At 67.1% G+C, this 19334-nt stretch carries 13 protein-coding genes and 2 rRNA genes; 5 read left to right on the plus strand and 10 right to left on the minus strand.

Features of this window, described 5'->3' with window-relative positions; all coding sequences use genetic code 11:
* The first annotated feature begins 41 nt into the window (after positions 1-41).
* Entirely contained in the window at positions 42-3341 is a 3300-nt protein-coding gene (locus KHO22_RS04380) for an acetyl-CoA carboxylase family protein (RefSeq protein ID WP_211945869.1), read from the plus strand.
* Positions 3342-3509: 168 nt separating this feature from the next.
* Positions 3510-4724, plus strand: coding sequence for a branched-chain amino acid ABC transporter substrate-binding protein (locus KHO22_RS04385; RefSeq protein WP_211945903.1), 1215 nt, complete (start codon positions 3510-3512; stop codon positions 4722-4724).
* A gap of 16 nt (positions 4725-4740) precedes the next feature.
* Here the strand turns inward: KHO22_RS04385 and KHO22_RS04390 are convergent, their stop codons facing one another.
* Entirely contained in the window at positions 4741-5880 is a 1140-nt protein-coding gene (locus KHO22_RS04390; RefSeq protein ID WP_211945870.1) for an aminopeptidase, read from the minus strand.
* A gap of 7 nt (positions 5881-5887) precedes the next feature.
* Complete coding sequence (locus KHO22_RS04395) at positions 5888-7999, minus strand: molybdopterin-containing oxidoreductase family protein (RefSeq protein WP_211945871.1); 2112 nt, start codon at positions 7997-7999, stop codon at positions 5888-5890.
* A 324-nt stretch (positions 8000-8323) separates the two neighbouring features.
* On the opposite strand from KHO22_RS04395, the gene KHO22_RS04400 reads away from it, so the two are divergent.
* Entirely contained in the window at positions 8324-9502 is a 1179-nt protein-coding gene (locus KHO22_RS04400) for an ABC transporter substrate-binding protein (RefSeq protein WP_211945872.1), read from the plus strand.
* A 78-nt stretch (positions 9503-9580) separates the two neighbouring features.
* On the opposite strand, the gene KHO22_RS04405 is transcribed toward KHO22_RS04400, so the two are convergent.
* The 5 genes from KHO22_RS04405 to KHO22_RS04425 all read right to left on the minus strand — a co-directional run bounded on the left by KHO22_RS04405 (position 9581) and on the right by KHO22_RS04425 (position 15251).
* Positions 9581-10648 carry an ABC transporter ATP-binding protein gene (locus KHO22_RS04405; RefSeq protein WP_275950834.1) on the minus strand — a complete coding sequence of 356 codons (1068 nt, stop codon included), beginning with the start codon at positions 10646-10648 and terminating at the stop codon, positions 9581-9583.
* The gene (locus KHO22_RS04410) at positions 10645-11643 is read right to left on the minus strand and encodes an ABC transporter ATP-binding protein (protein WP_211945873.1); all 999 of its coding nucleotides are present in this window, start codon (positions 11641-11643) and stop codon (positions 10645-10647) included. Before KHO22_RS04410 ends, KHO22_RS04405 begins: the two co-directional genes overlap by 4 nt.
* A 15-nt stretch (positions 11644-11658) precedes the next feature.
* Entirely contained in the window at positions 11659-12573 is a 915-nt protein-coding gene (locus KHO22_RS04415) for an ABC transporter permease (protein ID WP_211945874.1), read from the minus strand.
* Between the two features lie 3 nt (positions 12574-12576).
* A complete protein-coding gene (locus KHO22_RS04420) occupies positions 12577-13554 on the minus strand; it encodes an ABC transporter permease (protein ID WP_211945875.1) in 978 nt (325 codons plus the stop codon).
* A gap of 110 nt (positions 13555-13664) precedes the next feature.
* Positions 13665-15251: an ABC transporter substrate-binding protein gene (locus tag KHO22_RS04425; RefSeq protein ID WP_211945876.1), complete on the minus strand. Its 1587-nt coding sequence runs from the start codon at positions 15249-15251 to the stop codon at positions 13665-13667.
* Between the two features lie 322 nt (positions 15252-15573).
* On the opposite strand from KHO22_RS04425, the gene KHO22_RS04430 reads away from it, so the two are divergent.
* Positions 15574-16767 carry a M20 aminoacylase family protein gene (locus KHO22_RS04430; RefSeq protein WP_211945877.1) on the plus strand — a complete coding sequence of 398 codons (1194 nt, stop codon included), beginning with the start codon at positions 15574-15576 and terminating at the stop codon, positions 16765-16767.
* Positions 16768-16782: 15 nt separating this feature from the next.
* A complete protein-coding gene (locus KHO22_RS04435; protein WP_211945878.1) occupies positions 16783-17811 on the plus strand; it encodes a DUF2891 domain-containing protein in 1029 nt (342 codons plus the stop codon).
* Between the two features lie 4 nt (positions 17812-17815).
* On the opposite strand, the gene KHO22_RS04440 is transcribed toward KHO22_RS04435, so the two are convergent.
* From KHO22_RS04440 to KHO22_RS04450, 3 genes are all read right to left on the minus strand, one after another.
* On the minus strand, positions 17816-18733 hold the full coding sequence (locus tag KHO22_RS04440; protein ID WP_211945905.1) for a DUF3047 domain-containing protein: 918 nt from the start codon (positions 18731-18733) through the stop codon (positions 17816-17818).
* A gap of 287 nt (positions 18734-19020) precedes the next feature.
* Positions 19021-19134 (minus strand): 5S ribosomal RNA (gene rrf / locus KHO22_RS04445).
* 114 nt (positions 19135-19248) lie between these two features.
* Positions 19249-19334 (minus strand): 23S ribosomal RNA (locus KHO22_RS04450); the annotation flags it as partial.

The following is a 19334-nucleotide window of genomic DNA, read 5'->3' on the forward strand; positions in this document are numbered from 1 at the left end:
ATGCCGGAGCGGGCGCCTGTTCCCCTCCTTTCTTGCCTGACATGAATCCGCCCAAGCTCCTGATCGCCAACCGCGGCGAAATCGCCATCCGCATCGCCCGCGCGGCGGCAGCCCAGGGCATCCCAAGCGTGGCCATCCACAGCGAGGACGACCGCGACGCGCTGCACGTGCGCAAGGCCGACGAAGCCGTGGCGCTGCCCGGCAGCGGCCCCCGCGCTTACCTGGACATCGAACAGGTGGTTGCGGCCGCGCGCCGCGCGAGTTGCCTGCTCGTCCATCCCGGCTATGGCTTCCTGTCCGAGAACGCCGACTTCGCGCAGGCGTGCCTCGATGCCGGGCTGACCTTCATCGGCCCGGCACCCGACGTGCTGCGCCTGTTTGGCGACAAGGCGCGCGCCCGCGCGCTGGCCCGCGAGCATGGTGTGCCCGTGGTGCCGGGCACGACCGGTCCCACCACGCTGGCCGCCGCCCATGCGTTCTTTGCCGACCTGCCGCGCGGCGCCGGCATGATGATCAAGGCGCTGGCCGGCGGTGGCGGCCGCGGCATGCGCGCCGTGCATGACGCGGCGCAGATCGACGAAGCGTGGACGCGCTGCGCGTCGGAGGCGACGGCGGCATTCGGCAATGGTGCGGTCTATGTCGAACAGATCGTGACGGCGCCGCGCCATATCGAAATCCAGGTGGTCGCGGACGCCGGCGGGCAGGTGGTCACGCTCGGCGAGCGCGAATGCAGCCTGCAGCGCCGGCACCAGAAGCTCGTGGAAGTGGCGCCGAGCCCCGCGCTCGACGATGCCACACGTGCGCGCCTGGCAGAGGCCGCCACCACGCTTGCACGCGCGGCCGCCTACCGCGGCATCGGCACGTTCGAATTCCTGGTGCAGGAGCGCGACGGCCAGGCACCGGCGTTCTGGTTCATGGAAGCCAATCCGCGCCTGCAGGTCGAACACACCGTGACCGAAATGGTCACCGGCGTGGATCTCGTGCAAACCCAGCTTGCCATCGCCATGGGCGCGGACCTGGCGCAACTGGGTCTGGAACGCGTACCGGCACCGCGCGGCGTGGCTGTGCAGCTTCGCATCAATGCCGAGCATCTCGACGGACAGGGCCAGCTGCGCCCCGCTGCCGGCACGCTCACCGCGTTCGAGGCCCCGAGCGGGCCGGGCGTGCGAGTCGACAGCGCGGGCTTCGCGGGCATGGCGGCGAACCCACGCTTCGATTCGCTGCTGGCCAAGCTGATCGTGCATGAGCCCGGCGGCCACTACGGCCGCGCGCTCGCACTTGCGTACCGCGCCCTGTGCGAATTCCGCATCGAGGGCATCGACACCAACCGGCGACTGCTGCAGGACCTGCTGCGGCAGGACGCCGTCCAGCGCAACGCCGTGCATACGCAGTACCTCGACCAGGCCCTGCCCGCGCTCGCCGCGGCTGGCGGCGACCACCCCGCGCTGCATGCGACCGGCGCCGCAGCCGTGGAACAGGACATCGACGCCGAAGACGACCTGCCCGCCGATGCCCTGGCCGTGCAGGCGCCGATGGACGGCGCCCTGGCCGCGCTCCATGTGCGGCCCGGCGACATCGTTCGCCGCGGCCAGCCGCTCGCGATCATCGAGGCCATGAAGATGGAGCACCCGGTCGAGGCGCCTGCCGCGGGCACGGTGCTGGCCGTGCGTGCGCAAGCCGGCGCGACCGTGCGGGCAGGTGCCGCGCTGGTGCTGATTGAAGCCAGCGACGACGCCGGCCACACCGAGCAGGTCCGCACCGCCGCCGACCCCGACCATATCCGCGCCGATCTGCGCGATGCGCTTGAGCGCCACGCGCTCGGCCAGGACGCCGCCCGCGAGGCGGCCGTGGCCAAACGCCATGCACAGGGCGGCCGCACCGCGCGCGAGAACATTGCGCAGTTGTGCGACGCGGACTCCTTCATCGAATACGGCGCACTGGCGATGGCCGCGCAGCGTCAGCGCCGTACGGAAGACGACCTGATCCGCTCGACGCCGGCCGACGGCATCGTGACGGGCATCGGCACCGTGAACGCGGCGCAACTCCCCGGCGCCGATGCGCGCTGCATGGTGCTCGCCTACGACTACACGGTGCTCGCCGGCACGCAGGGCTACTACGGCCACAAGAAGCTGGACCGCATGCTCGCGCTGGCGCGGCAGTGGCAACTGCCCGTGGTGCTGTTCGCCGAGGGCGGCGGCGGCCGCCCCGGCGACACTGACATGCCGGTGGTGGCCGGACTCGACTGCAGCTCGTTCATCCAGTTCGCGCGGCTGTCCGGCCAGGTGCCACTGGTGGGCATCGTGCACGGGCGTTGCTTTGCGGGGAATGCCGCGCTGCTGGGCTGTGCCGACGTGATCATCGCCACGCGCGGCGCCACCATCGGCATGGGCGGCCCGGCCATGATCGAGGGCGGCGGGCTGGGCGTGTATGCGCCCGAGGAAGTCGGACCCGTCGGCGTGCAGGCGCCCAATGGCGTGATCGATGTCGTGGTGGACGATGAGCAAGCCGCTGTCGATGCCGCGCGCCGCTACCTGTCCTACTTCCAGGGCGACGCGCCCGACTGGCAGGCGGAAGACCCGCGGCATCTGCGCCACGCGATTCCCGAGAACCGTCTGCGCAGCTACGACATGCGCGCGGTCATCCATACGCTGGCCGACTCCGGCTCGGTGCTCGAACTGCGCGCCGCCTTCGGCACCGGCATCCTTACCGCGCTGATCCGCATCGAGGGCCGCGCGTTCGGCTGCATCGCCAACAACCCGCGCCACCTCGGCGGCGCCATCGACAGCGCCGCCGCGGACAAGGCCGCGCGCTTCATGCAGCTATGCGACGCGCATGGCCTGCCGATCCTGTCACTGTGCGACACGCCGGGCTTCATGGTCGGCCCGCAGGCCGAGAAGAGCGCCACGGTTCGCCACGTCTCGCGCCTGTTCGTCGTGGCCGGCGCGCTGCGCGTGCCGTTCTTCACGGTCGTGCTGCGCAAGGGCTACGGGCTCGGCGCGCAGGCCATGGCCGGCGGCAGCTTTGCCGCGCCGTTCTTTACCGCGGCGTGGCCCAGCGGCGAATTCGGCGCCATGGGCCTGGAAGGCTCGATCCGGCTCGGCTTCCGCAAGGAACTCGAAGCCGTGGCCGACCCCGACGAGCGCGAGGCGCTGTTCGCGCGCATGGTCGACGCCGCCTACCAGCGCGGCCGCGCGCTGAACATGGCCAGCCACCTGGAAATCGACGCCGTGATCGACCCGGCCGACACGCGCCGCTGGCTGCTGCGCGGGCTGGCCTCGGTGCCGCCCGGAAGCCTTGGCCGGCGCACGGGCGAAGACCGCCGCTTCATCGACACCTGGTAGCGGAGCATCAAACAGGACAACGCCGCCCGGATTCTTCATCGACACAGGAGGAGACACCTGATGCAGACCACCACGCCAACGCGCACGCGTTCTCTGGCCCGCTCTCTGGCCCGATCTCTGGCCCGTTCCCTGGGCTGTTTGCCGGCCCGTTTGCTGGCCACCGCCGCCATGGCCCTGGCGCCCGTACTGGCCTGCGCGCAGGGCGCGCCAATCAAGGTCGCGTTCATCGACCAGCTGTCGGGGCCGCTGGCCAACGTTGGCGAGATCTTCCAGGCCAACCTGAAGTTCGCGATCGACGATGCGAATGCACAGGGCGGTGTGCTCGGCCGCAAGTACGAGCTCGTCAGCTATGACAACAAGCTGTCCGCGCAGGACAGCCTGTCGGCGCTGCAAAGCGCGATCGACGCCGGGGTCAAGGTGGTGTTCACGGGCGGCTCGGGGTCGTCGGTGGTGACCGCGCTCGTGGAAGCCGCCACGCGCCACAACGAGCGCAACCCGGACCGCCGCATCCTGATTGTCAACTACGCGTCGATCGACCCCGACCTGACCGGCGCGCGCTGCAGCTTCTGGCATTTCGCGACCGAGGCCAACACCTCCATGAAGATGCGCGCGCTGGCCGACTTCACGCGCGAGCAGAAGGATATCCACAAGCTCTACCTGTTGAACCAGGATTACGCGCACGGCCGGGTCTGGGCGGCACTGGGCCAGCAGATGATCGCCACCGCGCGGCCGGACACCCAGTTTGTCGGCGCCACGCTGCACCCGCTCGGCAAGGTCAAGGACTTCGCGCCTTATATCAGCAAGATCAAGGCGAGCGGCGCCGACACCATCGTCACCGGCAACTGGGGCCAGGACCTGAGCCTGCTGATCAAGGCCGCGGGCGACATCGGCTATGACCCGCGCTACCTGAACCACAGCGGCGGCGGCGCGCCCGGCACCGTGCTGGCGGTTGCGCAGGCAAAAAGCGGCAAGCTGACATGGGTCTCGGAATGGCTGCCCAATACCGAGGATCCGGCGCTTTCCGCGCTGTCGGCACGCGTGAAGCAGACCGCCGCCGGCGAGTATTTCACGCCACGCGTGCTGGTATCGGTGCAGCTCGTGACCGAAGCGATCCGACGGGCCGGCAGCGACGATCCGACCAAGGTCGCGCTGGCGCTCGAAGGCATGAAGATGAAGACGGCGCTGGGCGAGGTGACGATGCGCAAGAGCGACCACCAGTTATTGCTGCCGCAGGTGGTGTCGACGGTGGCGCCCGTCGACGGCAAGACCGTCAAGGTTGGCGCGGAAGGCACGCAGTACGGCTTCCGCCTGAACAGCGTAACGCCGGCACAGGCGCTTGACCTGCCGTCGGCCTGCCGCATGAAGCGGCCGACCGGCGTCTGACCGGGCCGTCGCCCGGTCAGTGGTCGGAGCGCACGCTGCCGGGCGCGCGCTCCCCGGCGTTCAGCGTGCCGGTGTTCACGGCTGGCGGCGCCAGCCTGCGCAAGGCGGCGTGGCGCTCGTCAGGCCGCAGGTCGCCGATGCGGCGCACCTCGGCATAAAAGCGTGTCCAGTCGCCGCCCACGCTGTCGAGCAGCGCGGTGAATGCCGGCACCCATTGCTGGTACGTGGCCACGGCGGCCAGGTGGGCGTTGGTCAGCGGCTGGTCGAACCAGCGGTCGTAGCCGCTGTAGCCGCCCCACTCCACGCGCAGCTTTGCGTACTGGCTGCGCAGGCTGTCGAAGATCTCGGCCTTGCCCTGACGCTTGGAGCCGTCGTCCGCAACCGAGCGGTACAAGGCATCGAGCCGGTCGCGCGTGTCCAGCAGCAGCGAGCGGAACTGGCGGCGCCGGCTGTCGTACTGCCGGTAGCTCGCGCGCGCATCGTCCGAGGCATCGTCGCGCAGCCAGTGCTCCACGCCGGCGATCTCCACCGCGGTCGCGAATGACTCGTTGAATGCCGTGTCGTTGCGCACGTACACGACCTGGTGCGCGAGTTCATGGAAGATCATGCGGGCCAGTTCGCCTTCGGGCAGGTAGACGAAGGTGTTCAGCAGCGGATCATCGAAGTAGCCCAGCGTGGAATAGGCCGGAATGCCCGCCACGTAGGCCTCCAGGCCTTCGCGGCGCAGGCCGGCGGCATAATGCTCGGCATCGCCCTGCGCGTAGTAGCCACGATAGCTGATGCAGCCGACGATCGGGAAGCACCACTGGTGCAGCGTCATCGACAACTCGGGCGTGGCGAACACGCTCCAGACCACGTAGGGACGGTGCAGGTTGGCGTAGCGGCGATAGCTGCCGTTGTCGGGCAACTTCAGTTCGCGCGAGGCGTAGTCGCGGATGCGGCGCGCCAGCGCCAGGCGCTGGGCCAGGCGCGCGTCATTGGATGCGTGCGCGCCGGCAATCGCCTCATCGAGCGACTGTGCCTGCGCCATCACGCCAAGGTGGCCGCCGACGGACTGGTAGTAGTAGCCGACCGTATCGCAGCCGGCCACCGCCAGTGCCAGCCCCGCCGCGACCAGGATGCCCGCCGCGCGGAGGCGGCCCCGTTTCCAGTCCATCACCGGATCATGAAACGGCGGCCACCGCCGGGTTGGCCTCGTGGCATGCTTCCACCTCGACCAGGCAGTCATAGAACACCGGCGCGCGGCCCAGGTCGGTCAGCCGCTGGCTGGTCAGCTCGTTGGCGTTCTTGCCGTCGGGCGCCAGCTTCTTCCACCAGATCGACAGCCCCACCACCAGCCCGCGCCGTGCTCGGTCGGTCACGCGCGCCCGCGCCTGCATGCTGCCGCGGTCATTGAACGCACGCACGCGGGCACCGTTGACGATGCCGCGCGCGGCGGCATCGTCGGGGTGGATGTCGAGGTGCGGCTCGCCCTCGGTCGCGCGCAGGCTGTCGATATTGACGAAGGTGCTGTTCAGGAAATTGCGCGCGGGCGGCGAGATCATCGCCAGTGGATACCTGTCGGCCAGTTCAGGCGCCGAAGACGCCGCCTCGTATGGTGCCACGTAGTCGGGCAGCGGATCGAGCCCCGCGCTGCGCATGGCCTCGGAATAGAACTCGCACTTGCCCGAGTCGGTCGGGAAACCGCCCTGCGCGAACGGTGCCGACGGCAGCGACAGCTTCTGCCAGCCCTGCGCCTTCAGCGACTCCCACGTAATGCCCTGCGTACGCGCGTCGCCGGGGATGATGGCCTGCGCGGCGATCTGTTCATCGCTGTCGGCGAAGCACGGATCGTTGAACGCCATGCGCTGTGCCAGCCGGCGGAAGATCTCGGTATTGGGCAGCGCCTGTCCCATCGGCTCGATGGCGGCGTTGTTCGCCAGGAGGTAGGTATGCCCGTAGGCCTTGTGCACGTCCACATGCTCGAGCTGCGTGGTCGCGGGCAGCAGGATGTCGGCGTAGTCGGCCGTATCGGTGCGGAACTGTTCGAGTACCACCGTGAACAGGTCTTCGCGCGCGAAGCCTTCGGCCACCTTGCCCGATTCCGGCGCCACCGCCACCGGGTTGCTGTTGTAGACCACCAAGGCCTCAAGGCGCGGATTGCCCGGGCTGCCCGCGTCCAGCAGCGCGTCGCCGATCGTGCTCATGTTGACGGTGCGCGGCAACCGGCCGCGGGGCAGCAGGTCGGGCCGCTGCAGGGCCCTTTCGTTGATCGGGAAGAATCCAGACGTCGACAGCTGCAGCCCGCCGGCCGGATGCCGCCACGCCCCCACCAGCGACGGCAGGCACGCCACCGCGCGCACCGCCTGTCCGCCGCCATGCACGCGCTGCATGCCGTAGTTCAGGCGGATCGCCACCGGCTGCCGCTCCCGCACCGCCAGCGTGCCGTAGAGGCCGGCCAGCCACTCGATGTCTTCCACGGCAATGCCGCAGATCTGCGCGGCGCGGACCGGCGGGTACGCCTGCGCGCGCTCGCGCAGCGCGTCGAAGCCCAGCGTGTGCCGCGCGATGTAGTCGTGGTCGAGCAGGCCATCGCGGATCAGCACGTGCATGATGGCCAGCGCCAGCGCGCCGTCGGTGCCCGGCATCGGCGCGATATGGCGGTGGCACTTCTCGGCGGTCAGCGAGCGGTACGGGTCGATCGCGACCAGCGTCGCGCCGCGGCGCTTGGCTTCCTGGGCGCGCGTCCAGAAATGCAGGTTCGAGGCGATCGGGTTGCCGCCCCAGATGATCACGAGCTTCGCGTCGACGACGTTTTCCATGTCCATGCCGACGCTCGCGCCATAGGTGTAGCGCAGCGCGGTGGCGCCGGCGCTCGCGCAGATGGTGCGGTCCAGCAACGAGGCGCCGAGCTTGTGGAAGAAGCGCGCGGCCATGCTCTCGCCCTGCACCAGCCCCATGGTGCCGGCGTAGCTGTACGGCACGATCGCCTGCGGGTCGCGTGCGGCAATGGCCTTGAGCCGCGTGGCCACTTCGTCCAGCGCCTCGTCCCAGGAGATCGGCTCGAACTTGCCCTCGCCCTTGCGCCCGACGCGGCGCATCGGCGTCAGCAGCCGGTCCCGGTGGTAAGTGCGCTCGGTGTAGCGCGCCACCTTCGTGCACAGCACGCCCTGGGTGCCCGGATGGTCCGGATCGCCACTGACCTTGGTCGCGCGGCCGTCCTCGACGGTAACGAGCAAGGCACAGGTGTCGGGACAGTCATGCGGACAGGCGGCGCGGACAATGCGGGAAGCCATGGAATCTCCGGGGCGGGGCGAGAAGGTGAAGGCCAGACTGGCGCTGGAATGTGGTTCGGGGGCGGATGGCCTTGAGGGGTTGGCCCGATGCCTGTCAAGGCCGGGAAACCCGCGGCGGACGAGGCAGTTTCTGCATCGGATTGTATTCGATTATGATGCAGCGGCGCGTTCCGGTCCTGGCCGGAAATGTCCCGAAGGCCACCCTGTGCCACGCAGCCGGAACCGGCTTGCGCAGGCCTGTGGACAGCCCCAGGGAGCCCGACGCCGGCGCAGACCGGCCCGGGCGGCGCATAGGTATCCAACCTGACTTTTTAGCGGGGTTTCATGTCCGATCTGAACGGGGTCAAGGCCGGGCGTTTCGCCGGCCTGCTGGTGGCATGCGCCATCGGCTTTTGCGGCGCATCGGGCGCCGCCATCGCAGCAGAAACCGGCGTGACGGCCGACACCATCGTGCTGGGCCAGTCGGCCGCGCTGAGCGGGCAGACAGCGGCGCTCGGCAAGCAGATGGGCGCCGGCGCACGCCTGTACTTCGAGTCCGTCAACCGCCAGGGCGGCATCTACGGCCGCCGCATCGAACTGCAGACGCTGGAGGACTACAACGAGCCGGAGACCGCGGCGGCCAATACGCGCAAGTTCGTCGGCGAAAGCCGCGTCTTCGCGCTGTTCGGCTATGTCGGCACGGACAATGCCGAGGCTTCGCTGCCGGTCGCGGCGCAGGCCGGCGTGCCGTTCTTCGCGCCTTACACCGGCGCCCAGTCGCTGCGCGATCCACGCACGCGCAGTATCTTCCACGTGCGTGCCGGCTTCAACGAGGAAACCGCCGCCATCGTGCGGCAGATCCGCACCACCGGGCTCAAGCGCGTGGCCGTGGTCTACAACGACGACGCCTACGGCAAGGCCGGCCTGGAAGGGCTGGCGCGTGCGCTGCAGGCGTCGCCGGACAACAGCGTCCAGATCGTGGCGCGCGAGAACGTGGTGCGCAATACGGTCGAGATCGGCGACGCCATGCAGGGCACCTTGAAGGCCAAGCCCGACGCCGTGGTGCTGATCAGCGCCTACCGCACGGCCGGCGCCTTCGTGAAGGAAGCGCTGCGCCGCGGCTACAGCGGCCAGTTCTACAACGTGTCCTATGTCGGCACGCAGGCGCTGGCGCGCGAACTCGGCCCGCTGGGCAGCGGCGTGATCATCTCGCAGGTCATGCCGCACCCGGGCAATGCCACGCTGCCGGTGGTACGTGAATACCTGCGGCTGCTGCAGGCGACCGGCAAGCCGGATGAATTCGACTATGTCGGCATCGAGGGCTTCATCGCCGCCAAGGCTTTCACGGAAGGCCTGCGCCGCGCGGGCAAGGACCTGACGCGCGAACGGCTGGTGGCCTCGCTGGAGGGCATGCGCAATGTCGACCTGGGCGGCTTCATCGTCAATTTCACGCCAGAGAACCACGTGGGTTCGAAGTTCGTGGAAATGACGATCATCAACTCGAAGGGGCAGGTGATTCGCTGAGGGTTGCGGACCACTTGTCTTTCTTCCCTCTCCCCTGGCGGGAGAGGGAAGAAAAAGCCAATGACGGGATCGCGGGACCTACGCCATATCGTTCAGGTGACACGCCGAGAGCCGCCCCGGAGCAATCTCCTTCAGCAGCGGCTGCTCCGCCTTGCAGCGCGGCATGGCATACGGACAGCGCGGATGGAAATGGCAGCCCGTGGGCGGATTGAGCGGCGACGGAATCTCTCCTCGGATCGCCACGTAGGTCTTCTTGCCGACTTCCAGCTTGGGCGCTTCCGCCAGCAGTGCCTGCGTGTACGGATGGTTGGGCGCGGCGAAGACTTCCTCGGTCGGCGCCGACTCCACCACGCGGCCCAGGTACATGATCACCACGCGGTCGCTGATGTGCTTGACCACCCCCAGATCGTGGCTGATGAAGAGATAGGTCAGGTTCAGGTCCTGGCGCAGGCGCATGAACAGGTTCAGCACCTGGGCCTGGATCGACACATCCAGCGCCGCCACCGATTCGTCGCACACCAGGAATTCCGGCTTCACCGCCAGCGCGCGGGCAATGCCGATGCGCGCACGCTGCCCGCCCGAGAACTGGTGCGGGAAGCGGCGCAGGACGGTCGGGTCCATGCCCACGCGCACGAGCATGTCTTCCACATAGGCCTTCTGCTCGCCGCGCGAGATCATGCCATGTACGACGGGTGCCTCGCCGACGATATCGATCACGCGCAGCCGCGGATTGAGCGACGCATACGGGTCCTGGAAGATCATCTGGATCGCAAGCTGCTTCTCGCGGCGCTTTTCCGGCGGCAAGTGGTCGAGATGGATGCCGCGCCACAGGCGCTCGCCTTCGCTCAGCGTGTGCAGGCCGACCGCCATGCGGCCCAGCGTGGACTTGCCGCAACCGGACTCGCCCACGAGACCCACCACCTCGCCCTCCCGGATGCTCAGGTCGACCCGGTCGACTGCGTGCACCACCTCTTCGCGCGCATGCGCGCCGAACAGGTTGGCGATACGCGCCGCCGTGTCCAGCGATTTGACGAAGCGCTTGGAAACGCCGCGCAGTTCCAGCAGCGGCGCGGGCGGCGTGGCCGGCGCGGCCGGCTGCAGGGGTCTGTCGGTCATGGCAGGGGTATCCAGCTCGGTTTCGCTCATGCCGCCTCCTGCCGGGCCACCACCGGATGAAAGCATCGGAGCCGGCGGCCGTCGGCGGCGTTCTCCAGCGGCGGCTCGGTCTTGCAAACCTCGGTGGCATAGGGGCAGCGCTCGCGGAACGAGCAGCCACCGGGCAGGTTCAGCAGCGACGGTGTCATCCCGGGGATCTGCTTCAGCGGCGCGCCGCGCGGGTTGCGCGAAGGTGCCGAGCCGATCAGCCCGTGCGTATAGGGATGCTCCGGACGCTCCAGTACCTGGCGCACGTCCCCGGACTCGACGATCTTGCCGGCATACATCACGCAGACCGAATCGGCCAGGCCCGCGACCACTGACAGATCGTGGGTGATCCAGATCAGCGCCGTGCCCGATTCCCGGCACAGCGTCTGCATCTCATACAGGATCTGGCCCTGGATGGTCACGTCGAGCGCCGTGGTGGGCTCGTCGGCGATGATCAGGTCGGGCTTGTTCAGCAGCGCGATGGCAATGGCCACGCGCTGGCGCATGCCGCCCGAGAACTGGTGCGGGTACGCCAGCAGCCGCTCGTCCGGCGAGGGGATGCCCACGCGCGCGAGCGCATTGCGGGCACGCTCCCTCGCGGCGGCCTTGCTGATCCGGTCGTGCGCCATCACCGCCTCGATCATCTGCGTATCGATGCGCAGGACCGGGTTCAGCGTCATCATCGGGTCCTGGAAGATCATGGCGATGCGGTTGCCGCGCACGTCGCGCTGCTGGGCGGGCGTGAGCGCGCGCAGGTCGCGCGTGACGCCGTCACGGCTCGTCAGCGCGATGCGGCCGTCCACCACTTTGCCGGGCGGGTCGATCAGGCCCATGATCGAATAGCCCGTCATCGACTTGCCCGAGCCGGATTCTCCGACCAGGCCCATGATCTCGCCACGGCCGACGGTGAACGACACGTCGTCCACCGCTTTGGCGACGCCGCCGCGCGTGAAGAACTGCGTCTTGAGGTGTTCCACCACCAGGGTTGGTTGTGCCATGTTGCGCTCCCTTCCCTATTGCGTCTGCAGGCGCGGGTTCAGCACGTCGCGCAACTGGTCGGCCACCAGGTTCATGGCCACGATGGTAACGACGAGCGCAATGCCCGGGAAAAAGCTGATCCAGTACTTGCCCGACAGCATGTACTGCTGGCCATTGGCGATCAGCGAGCCCAGCGACGGCTCGGTGATGGGCACGCCCAGCCCCAGGAACGACAGCGTCGCTTCGAGCGTGATGGCCGATGCCACCTGCAGCGCGGCAATCACGATCAGCGGCGGCAGGCAGTTGGGCAGCAGGTGGCGGAACATGATGCGCCCCGGCGGCAGGCCCAGGCAGGTGGCGGCTTCGATATATTCCTTGCGGCGTTCCACGAGTGCCGCGCTGCGCGTCGTGCGCGCATAGTAGGCCCACTGGACGGCCACCAGCGCGATCACGATATTGCCGATGCCCGGGCGCAGGAAGGCCAGGAGGATCAGCGCCAGGAGGATCGGCGGGAACGACAGTTGCAGGTCGGCCACGCGCATGATGAAGGCCTCGGTGCGCCCGCCCAGGAAGCCCGCGAGCAGGCCCAGCGTCGCGCCGAGCAGCAGTGCGATGACCGTGCTGACCACGCCCACGCCGATACTGATGCGCAGCCCGTACATGACCGCGGACAGGATGTCGCGGCCCTGCTCGTCGGAGCCGAGCAGGAAGGTCATGCCGTTGCCGGCCTGCTCGCCGGGCGCGAGCCGCGCGTCCAGCACGTCCAGCGTGGCCAGGTCATACGGGTTCTGCGGCGCCAGCCATGGGGCCAGGATCGCGATCAGGATGATGGTGACCAGCGTGATCAGGCCCGCGACGGCGATCTTGCTGGACAGGAATTCGGCGGCGAAACGGCGCAACGGCGTCTGCTCGCGCGCGGCCTTCGGTTGGTCTGCGGTGGCGGCAGTCATGGCTCAGCCCTTGTTGTCGGCAATGCGCACGCGCGGATCGAGCACGCTGTAGACGATGTCCACCGCCAGGTTGATCAGGATGAACAGCGTCACGATCACCATCAGGTACGCGACGATCACGGGCCGGTCGAGCAGCTGGATCGAATCGATGATCAGCTTGCCCATGCCGGGCCAGGCAAAGATCGATTCGGTCACGATCGCGAACGCGATGATCGAGCCGAACTGCAGCGCAATCACCGTGACGATCGGGATCAGGATGTTCTTGAGCACGTGCACACCGACGATGCGGGCGTTGGACAGGCCCTTTGCTCGCGCGAACTTCACATAGTCCTGCAGCATGGCCTCCTGCGTGCCCGCGCGCGTCAGGCGGATCACCATCGCGATATTGAGCAGCGACAGCGTCACCGCCGGCAGGATGAGGTGGCGGATGCCGTCGACGGTCAGGAAACTCAACGGTATGCCAAGCACGCGCACGGTCTCGCCGCGCCCGTTCGAGGGCAGCCAGCCGAGTTGCACGGCAAACACCATGATCAGCATCAGCCCGACCCAGAACGTGGGCAGCGAGAAGCCGAGGATCGATACCGTCATGATCGACTTGCCGGCGATGCCGTCAGGACGCAGGCCGGCCCACAGGCCCAGCGGTATGCCCAGCACGATGGCCAGCAGGATCGCGAACACCGCCAGCTCCAGCGTGGCGGGCATGCGTTCGAAGATCAGCTTGAGCGCGGGCGTGCCGTGGGCAAACGAAGTGCCCAGGTTGCCATGCAGCGCATTCTGCAGGAAGACGAGATATTGCTCCCAGAGCGGCTTGTCGAGCCCGAGTGCGGCGATGGTGCGCCGGATGTCTTCCTGATCCGCCTGCGGATTGATCAGGATGTCGACGGGATTGCCGATGGCAAAGACGCCGAGAAAAACGAGCAGCGACATGATGAAGAGCACGACCACGCTCTGCATCAGTCGCCGGATGATAAAGACCAGCATGTCAGACCACTATCCTTTCGCACACCGTTGCGGGTCGCGCCCGTGCCTGGCGCGGCCCGCATGATGCACGTTGCCGCGATGACTACCCGCAGGCGACCGGACGGCGCCGCTTATTGCGGCTTGAAGTTGTGCGCGTAGGTACGTTCGTCGGTACGCGGTACATAGACGATACCCTTCTGCGTGGCCCAGGTGGTCACCTGCTGGTGGATCGGGATGATACCGCCGTCGCGGATCGCGATGGCAGTGGCCTCCTGCAGGAGCCTGGAACGCTCGCCGTCATCCACGGTAGCCAGCGCCTTCTCCAGGACGACGTCCATCTTCGGGTTGCAATACTCGCCCCAGTTGGTCGTGCCGAAGCCCTTCTTGCTGTCCTCGCAGGCGAGCAGCGCGCGCAACGGCGAGCTGACCTCGCCGGTCTGGGCGCCCCAGCCGAGCAGCCCGAACGACCATTCATGCTTGATGCCCTTGGACGAATACGTGGCCATCGGCATGCCCTCAACCTTCGTCGCGATACCGACGCGCGTGAGGTTCTGCGCGATGGTCTGGGCGATCTTCTCGTCGTTGACGTAGCGATTGTTGGGCGTGTGCAGCGTCACGCCGAAGCCATTCGGGTAGCCGGCTTCCGCGAGCAGCTTCCTGGCGCCGTCCGGGTCGTACTTGACCGTCTTGAGGTTGGGGTTGTAGCCGAACAGTGTGGGCGGCACGAGGTTGTCGGTCGGCTCGGACAAGCCCTCCATCAGCCGGTCCTTGATGCCCTGCCGGTTGATGGCCATGCTGATGGCGTTGCGCACGCGCGCATCCTTCAGCGGGTTCTTGTCCATCGGCTGGCCTTCCTTCGTGGTGACGTAAGGCGACTTGTCACGCTTGGCATCGAAGTACAGGTAGATCACGCGGTGCGAGATCTTCGAGAAGAACGACAGCTTGGGGTCGCTGCGCACCTTCGGCAGGTCCGGCGTCGGCACGTTCTCGATCGCCTGCACGTCGCCGGACAGCAGCGCGGCCAGGCGCGTGGCGGGGTTGGGAATAAAGCGCAGGGTCACCTTGTCCCAGGCGGGCTTCGGCCCCCAGTAATCGTTGTTGCGCACCAGTTCGACCCGATCGTCGCGCGCATAGCTGACGAACTTGAACGGGCCGGTGCCGACCATGCCCTTGCCCTGGGCAAAGTCATCCGAGCCGAGCCCCTGGGTCGCCTTCTTCTGCACGATGAAGATCGACGTCAGGTCGTTCAGCATCAGCGGATACGGCTGGTTGGTGGTCAGCTGGATGGTGTACTTGTCGATGATCTTCTTGTTGATGATCGCCTTGGTGTAGACGTCGAACTTGCCGGGACTGTTCTGGATCGTGGCCGGGCGATCGAGCGACCAGGCAACGTCCTCCGTGGTCAGCTCGGAGCCGTCGTGGAACTTCACGCCCTTGCGGATCTTGAACTCCCAGGTCAGGTTGTTGACCATCTTCCACGACTCCGCCAGGCCGGGAATGATGCGGCTGTCGGGATCCATCTTGATCAGCGAATCGAACATGTGCTCGGACACGTTGATGTTCGAGAACAGATTGTAGAAGTGCGGATCCATCGAGGTCGGCGGCGAACTCATGGCCAGCTTGAGGTCGGCGGCCTGTGCTGCGCCGGCCAGCGCAAGGCTCATGGCCCCGGCTACCGCGACAGCACCAAATGCCTTCTTGAATGTGCGAAGGGACATCGCGCAATTCTCCCAGGAACAGATGAAGCAGACGTTAGGATCGGCAATGCGCGTGCGCAGCGAGCCCAGGGGGTGCTGCATTTTGGTGCCGTCAGGCATCAGTAGGCCACGACATTGCCGGCCGGGCACTTCAAGCATGAACTGTTCCAGCAGCCAAGGAAACAGGGCATTGGGGGAAACCCACCCACAACTACTGCACTGCGCCATTGCGTTGATGTGCGCGCGTATCGAGCGCGACGCGAAGCCGCCCGTTTTGGCGCTTTCCGGGCGGGCATCGTATGATCGGGGGTATCCAACCGCCAGCCGCACCGGCTCCTGCACCATGAAGCTCATTCCCGAAATCCTGCAGGCGCAAGCCGAAATCCGTACGATCCGACGCGATATCCATGCGCATCCCGAGCTGTGCTTCCAGGAGCAGCGCACGGCCGACGTGGTGGCGCGCACGCTGGAATCCTGGGGCATCGAAGTCCACCGGGGGCTGGGGACAACCGGCCTGGTCGGCGTGATCCGCCAGGGCAATGGCCAGCGCAGCATCGGCCTGCGCGCCGACATGGACGCGCTGCCGCTGCAGGAGGCCAACACCTTCGGCCACCGCTCGCAGCATGACGGCCGGATGCATGCCTGCGGCCACGACGGCCACACGGCCATGCTGCTCGGCGCGGCGCGCTATCTGGCCGAGCACCGCAACTTCGACGGCACCGTCAACCTGATCTTCCAGCCGGCCGAGGAAGGCGGAGGCGGCGCGCGCGAGATGATCAAGGACGGCCTGTTCGAGCGGTTTCCGTGCGATGCCGTCTTCGGCATGCACAACTGGCCGGGCATGCCGGTCGGCGCATTCGGCACGCGCGCCGGTCCGCTGATGGCGTCGAGCAACGAATTCCGCATCGTCGTGCGCGGCAAGGGCGCACACGCGGCCATGCCGAACAACGGCAATGATCCGGTGTTCACCGGGGCGCAGATCGTCTCGGCGCTGCAGGGGATCATCACGCGCAACAAGCGGCCCATCGACGCGGCCGTCATCTCCGTCACACAGTTCCATGCCGGCGACGCGACCAACATCGTGCCGGACCAGGCCTGGATCGGCGGCACCGTGCGCACCTTTACGCTGCCGGTACTCGACCTGATCGAGCGGCGCATGGAGGAAGTCGCGCGCGCGGTGGCGGCGGCCTTCGATTGCACCATCGAGTACGAATTCCACCGCAACTACCCCCCGACGATCAACAGCGCGGCGGAGGCGGACTTTGCCGCCGGTATAGCGGCGGATCTGGTGGGCGCGGAGATGGTCGACGCCGATGTCGAACCGACCATGGGCGCGGAAGATTTCTCCTTCATGCTGCAGGAGAAGCCGGGCTGCTACCTGTTCATCGGCAACGGCGACGGCGCGCACCGCGAGTCGGGGCACGGCATGGGGCCATGCATGCTGCACAACCCGAGCTATGACTTCAACGATGAACTGCTGCCCGTCGGGTCGACGTTCTTTGTCAGGCTGGTGGAAAAGTGGCTGGCCCCGGCCTGAGCGAGCACAACGGCCATGGGGCGCATCGCACTGGATCGAACTCACGCAAATGGCTTTGCCCGCGTGGCACTCGGTAACATCGGGCGCCGCTATCCGTACAAGCTGGACCACATGTTGACAGGGCCGGACGATCCGCTCGATCCAGCCGTCCTGCACCCGGTTTTCTGCGGCAGCTATGACTGGCACTCCAGCGTGCACATGCACTGGCTGCTGGTCCGCCTGCTGTCCCTCTGGCCCGACCTCGACGACGCATCGCGGATCAGGGCCACGCTTGACGGGCAGTTCCGTCCTGAGGCCATCGAAGCGGAGCTGGCGTACTTCCTTCAGCCGGGCTCGCGCACATTTGAGCGGCCGTACGGCTGGGCGTGGCTGCTGCGGCTGCAGGCCGAACTCCAGTCCGCCGGCGCGAACGATGCACAGGCCGCGCAATGGGCCGACGTTTGCGCGCCGCTCGCACGGCACCTGGCGCAGCAGCTCGTGGACTATCTCGATGTAGCGGATTTCCCGATCCGTACCGGCACGCACTCCAACAGCGCGTTTGCGCTGATCATGTCGCTGTCCTACGCGCGCACGGACCAGCATCACGCGCTGCGCCGGGCCATTGTCCGGCGCGCGCATCGCTGGTTTGGCCACGACCAGCGCTATCCCGCCCGCTACGAACCTGGCGGCGATGAATTCCTCTCGGGTGGCCTGACGGAGGCCGTGCTGATGCACGCCGTCGTGGACGGATGCGCCTTTGCGGAATGGTGGGAGCTGTTCGCCCCACCGCGCACCGAACTGGCGAACTGGCTGACGCCCGTAGCGGTCGCTGACCGCAGCGCCCCCAAGATGACGCACCTCGACGGTCTCAACCTGTCACGTGCGTGGTGCTGGCGCATGCTGGAGCCAGCGTTGCCCGAGGACTTGCGGCCGCTGGCGATACGCGCCTGGTCGGACCATATCGAAGCCTCGCTGCCGCAGGCCGTGGATGGCGGCTATGTCGCGACGCACTGGCTCGCGTCGTTCGCGGTGCTGGCGCTCAGCGAGCCGGTCGGCGGCCCATGACCACCTAATCCAGCGCGATATCGCCGTACCAGGACTCGGCCTTGCTGCGCGTGTTGTCGGTATCGGTCATGATGCCGACGGCAATGACCCGGCCGGGGTCCGTGCCAAAGGCCTTGCGGTAGTCGGCGCGCAGGTCGCGCTCGTGACAACGCCATTCATTGGCATGCTTCGTACCGCTATCCACGACGATCATGCGCACACGATCGGTATGGGGATTGGGCAGGACCGAGCCCTCAGGGCGCTTGCCGCCCCAGATGTACATCAGCGTTGCGTACGGCATTTCGCGGCCCGTTGTCAGGCGCGCCATTTCGTACATGAGCTGATCCTTCAGTGACAGGCTGCCCTTGTCGCCATCGAACGCGACAAACAGGCGCAGCGGAGAATCTTCGCGCTGGCCTTGCCCGTTGTCCGCGTTGCGGATGATGCCGTTGGTTTTCCAGGTCCAGCGCAACATGCCGGCATCACGATCACGCAGGGGCACGTAGAGGCCGGAAGCGGAGCTGTCGGCCTGGGCGTGGACGACGACGCGTTGATCCACTTCGGCCAGGGTATAGCGGGTCGGGGTCTTGTTGCGGTTGATCGTCCATGGCTGCCAGCCGACTGGCAGCCGGTGCTGCAGGGACGCGGAGGAAAAACGTGGAGGGTTCGCCAGGAGCGGCGGCGGCGCGGCTTCGCCATCATCGCCGGCTTCCGCCTCGATGGCTTGCTCGTTGGCTGCAGTCATTGCATCGGCGACCGGCGCATCGGCCGTGCCGTTCTCGTTCGAGGCGACGCGCGCCGCGAAGACCTTGCAGTCGATGGACGACGCAGCCGCCATCGATGCGGAGTCCGCAGGCGGACTGACTTGTGTCGAGGCGCATCCCGCCAACGTCAGCGCGACCGCCACGCCAGTCAATACAAGCCGATACGTCCTGGCCGCCATGTGACCCCCTGCTTGAAATCCGCCCGCACTGCTGCTTTTGCAGCGGGCGTTGGTATTGCGTACTGCTTGCCGCGTATTGCGCGCGGCAGACTGCTTCATCCCGGTCGGCCCGGGACTTGGCATGGACGTTATCAGATGCGGTGCATGCCCGGAATACTCCGCTACCCTCGAATCGCAGGCAAACAACAGCCGGCAAGGATCCGAGGTTCATGGGATCGTGTTTCCGGCGCCCATAAAAGCAAAAACCCCTCGCAGCACATGCTGTCGAGGGGTTTTGCATTGTAAGAGCCTGGCGATGACCTACTTTCACACGGGTAATCCGCACTATCATCGGCGCGGAGTCGTTTCACGGACCTGTTCGGGATGGGAAGGGGTGGTTCCAACTCGCTATGGTCACCAGGCATAAAGGGGTGTGGCGCTGGGGTTGAAGCCAGCGTCACGAATAGGGATGTAGTCTTGGTTGTGCGTATCCGGCACAAGGCGATTCCCTCACCAGGCTAAAACACACTGGTTATAGGATCAAGCCTTACGGGCAATTAGTACTGGTTAGCTTAACGCATTACTGCGCTTCCACACCCAGCCTATCAACGTCCTGGTCTCG

The sequence above is a fragment of the Cupriavidus yeoncheonensis genome (assembly GCF_905397275.1).
GTDB lineage: Bacteria > Pseudomonadota > Gammaproteobacteria > Burkholderiales > Burkholderiaceae > Cupriavidus > Cupriavidus yeoncheonensis.

Coding starts and splice junctions, on each gene's coding strand:
- KHO22_RS04415 (WP_211945874.1), bottom strand. CDS start 12,573: ATGACTGCCGCCACCGCAGACCAACCGAAGGCCGCGCGCGAGCAGACG.
- KHO22_RS04395 (WP_211945871.1), bottom strand. CDS start 7,999: ATGGCTTCCCGCATTGTCCGCGCCGCCTGTCCGCATGACTGTCCCGAC.
- KHO22_RS04430 (WP_211945877.1), top strand. CDS start 15,574: ATGAAGCTCATTCCCGAAATCCTGCAGGCGCAAGCCGAAATCCGTACG.
- KHO22_RS04390 (WP_211945870.1), bottom strand. CDS start 5,880: ATGGACTGGAAACGGGGCCGCCTCCGCGCGGCGGGCATCCTGGTCGCG.
- KHO22_RS04380 (WP_211945869.1), top strand. CDS start 42: ATGAATCCGCCCAAGCTCCTGATCGCCAACCGCGGCGAAATCGCCATC.
- KHO22_RS04400 (WP_211945872.1), top strand. CDS start 8,324: ATGTCCGATCTGAACGGGGTCAAGGCCGGGCGTTTCGCCGGCCTGCTG.
- KHO22_RS04440 (WP_211945905.1), bottom strand. CDS start 18,733: ATGGCGGCCAGGACGTATCGGCTTGTATTGACTGGCGTGGCGGTCGCG.
- KHO22_RS04435 (WP_211945878.1), top strand. CDS start 16,783: ATGGGGCGCATCGCACTGGATCGAACTCACGCAAATGGCTTTGCCCGC.
- KHO22_RS04420 (WP_211945875.1), bottom strand. CDS start 13,554: ATGCTGGTCTTTATCATCCGGCGACTGATGCAGAGCGTGGTCGTGCTC.
- KHO22_RS04410 (WP_211945873.1), bottom strand. CDS start 11,643: ATGGCACAACCAACCCTGGTGGTGGAACACCTCAAGACGCAGTTCTTC.
- KHO22_RS04405 (WP_275950834.1), bottom strand. CDS start 10,648: ATGAGCGAAACCGAGCTGGATACCCCTGCCATGACCGACAGACCCCTG.
- KHO22_RS04425 (WP_211945876.1), bottom strand. CDS start 15,251: ATGTCCCTTCGCACATTCAAGAAGGCATTTGGTGCTGTCGCGGTAGCC.
- KHO22_RS04385 (WP_211945903.1), top strand. CDS start 3,510: ATGGCCCTGGCGCCCGTACTGGCCTGCGCGCAGGGCGCGCCAATCAAG.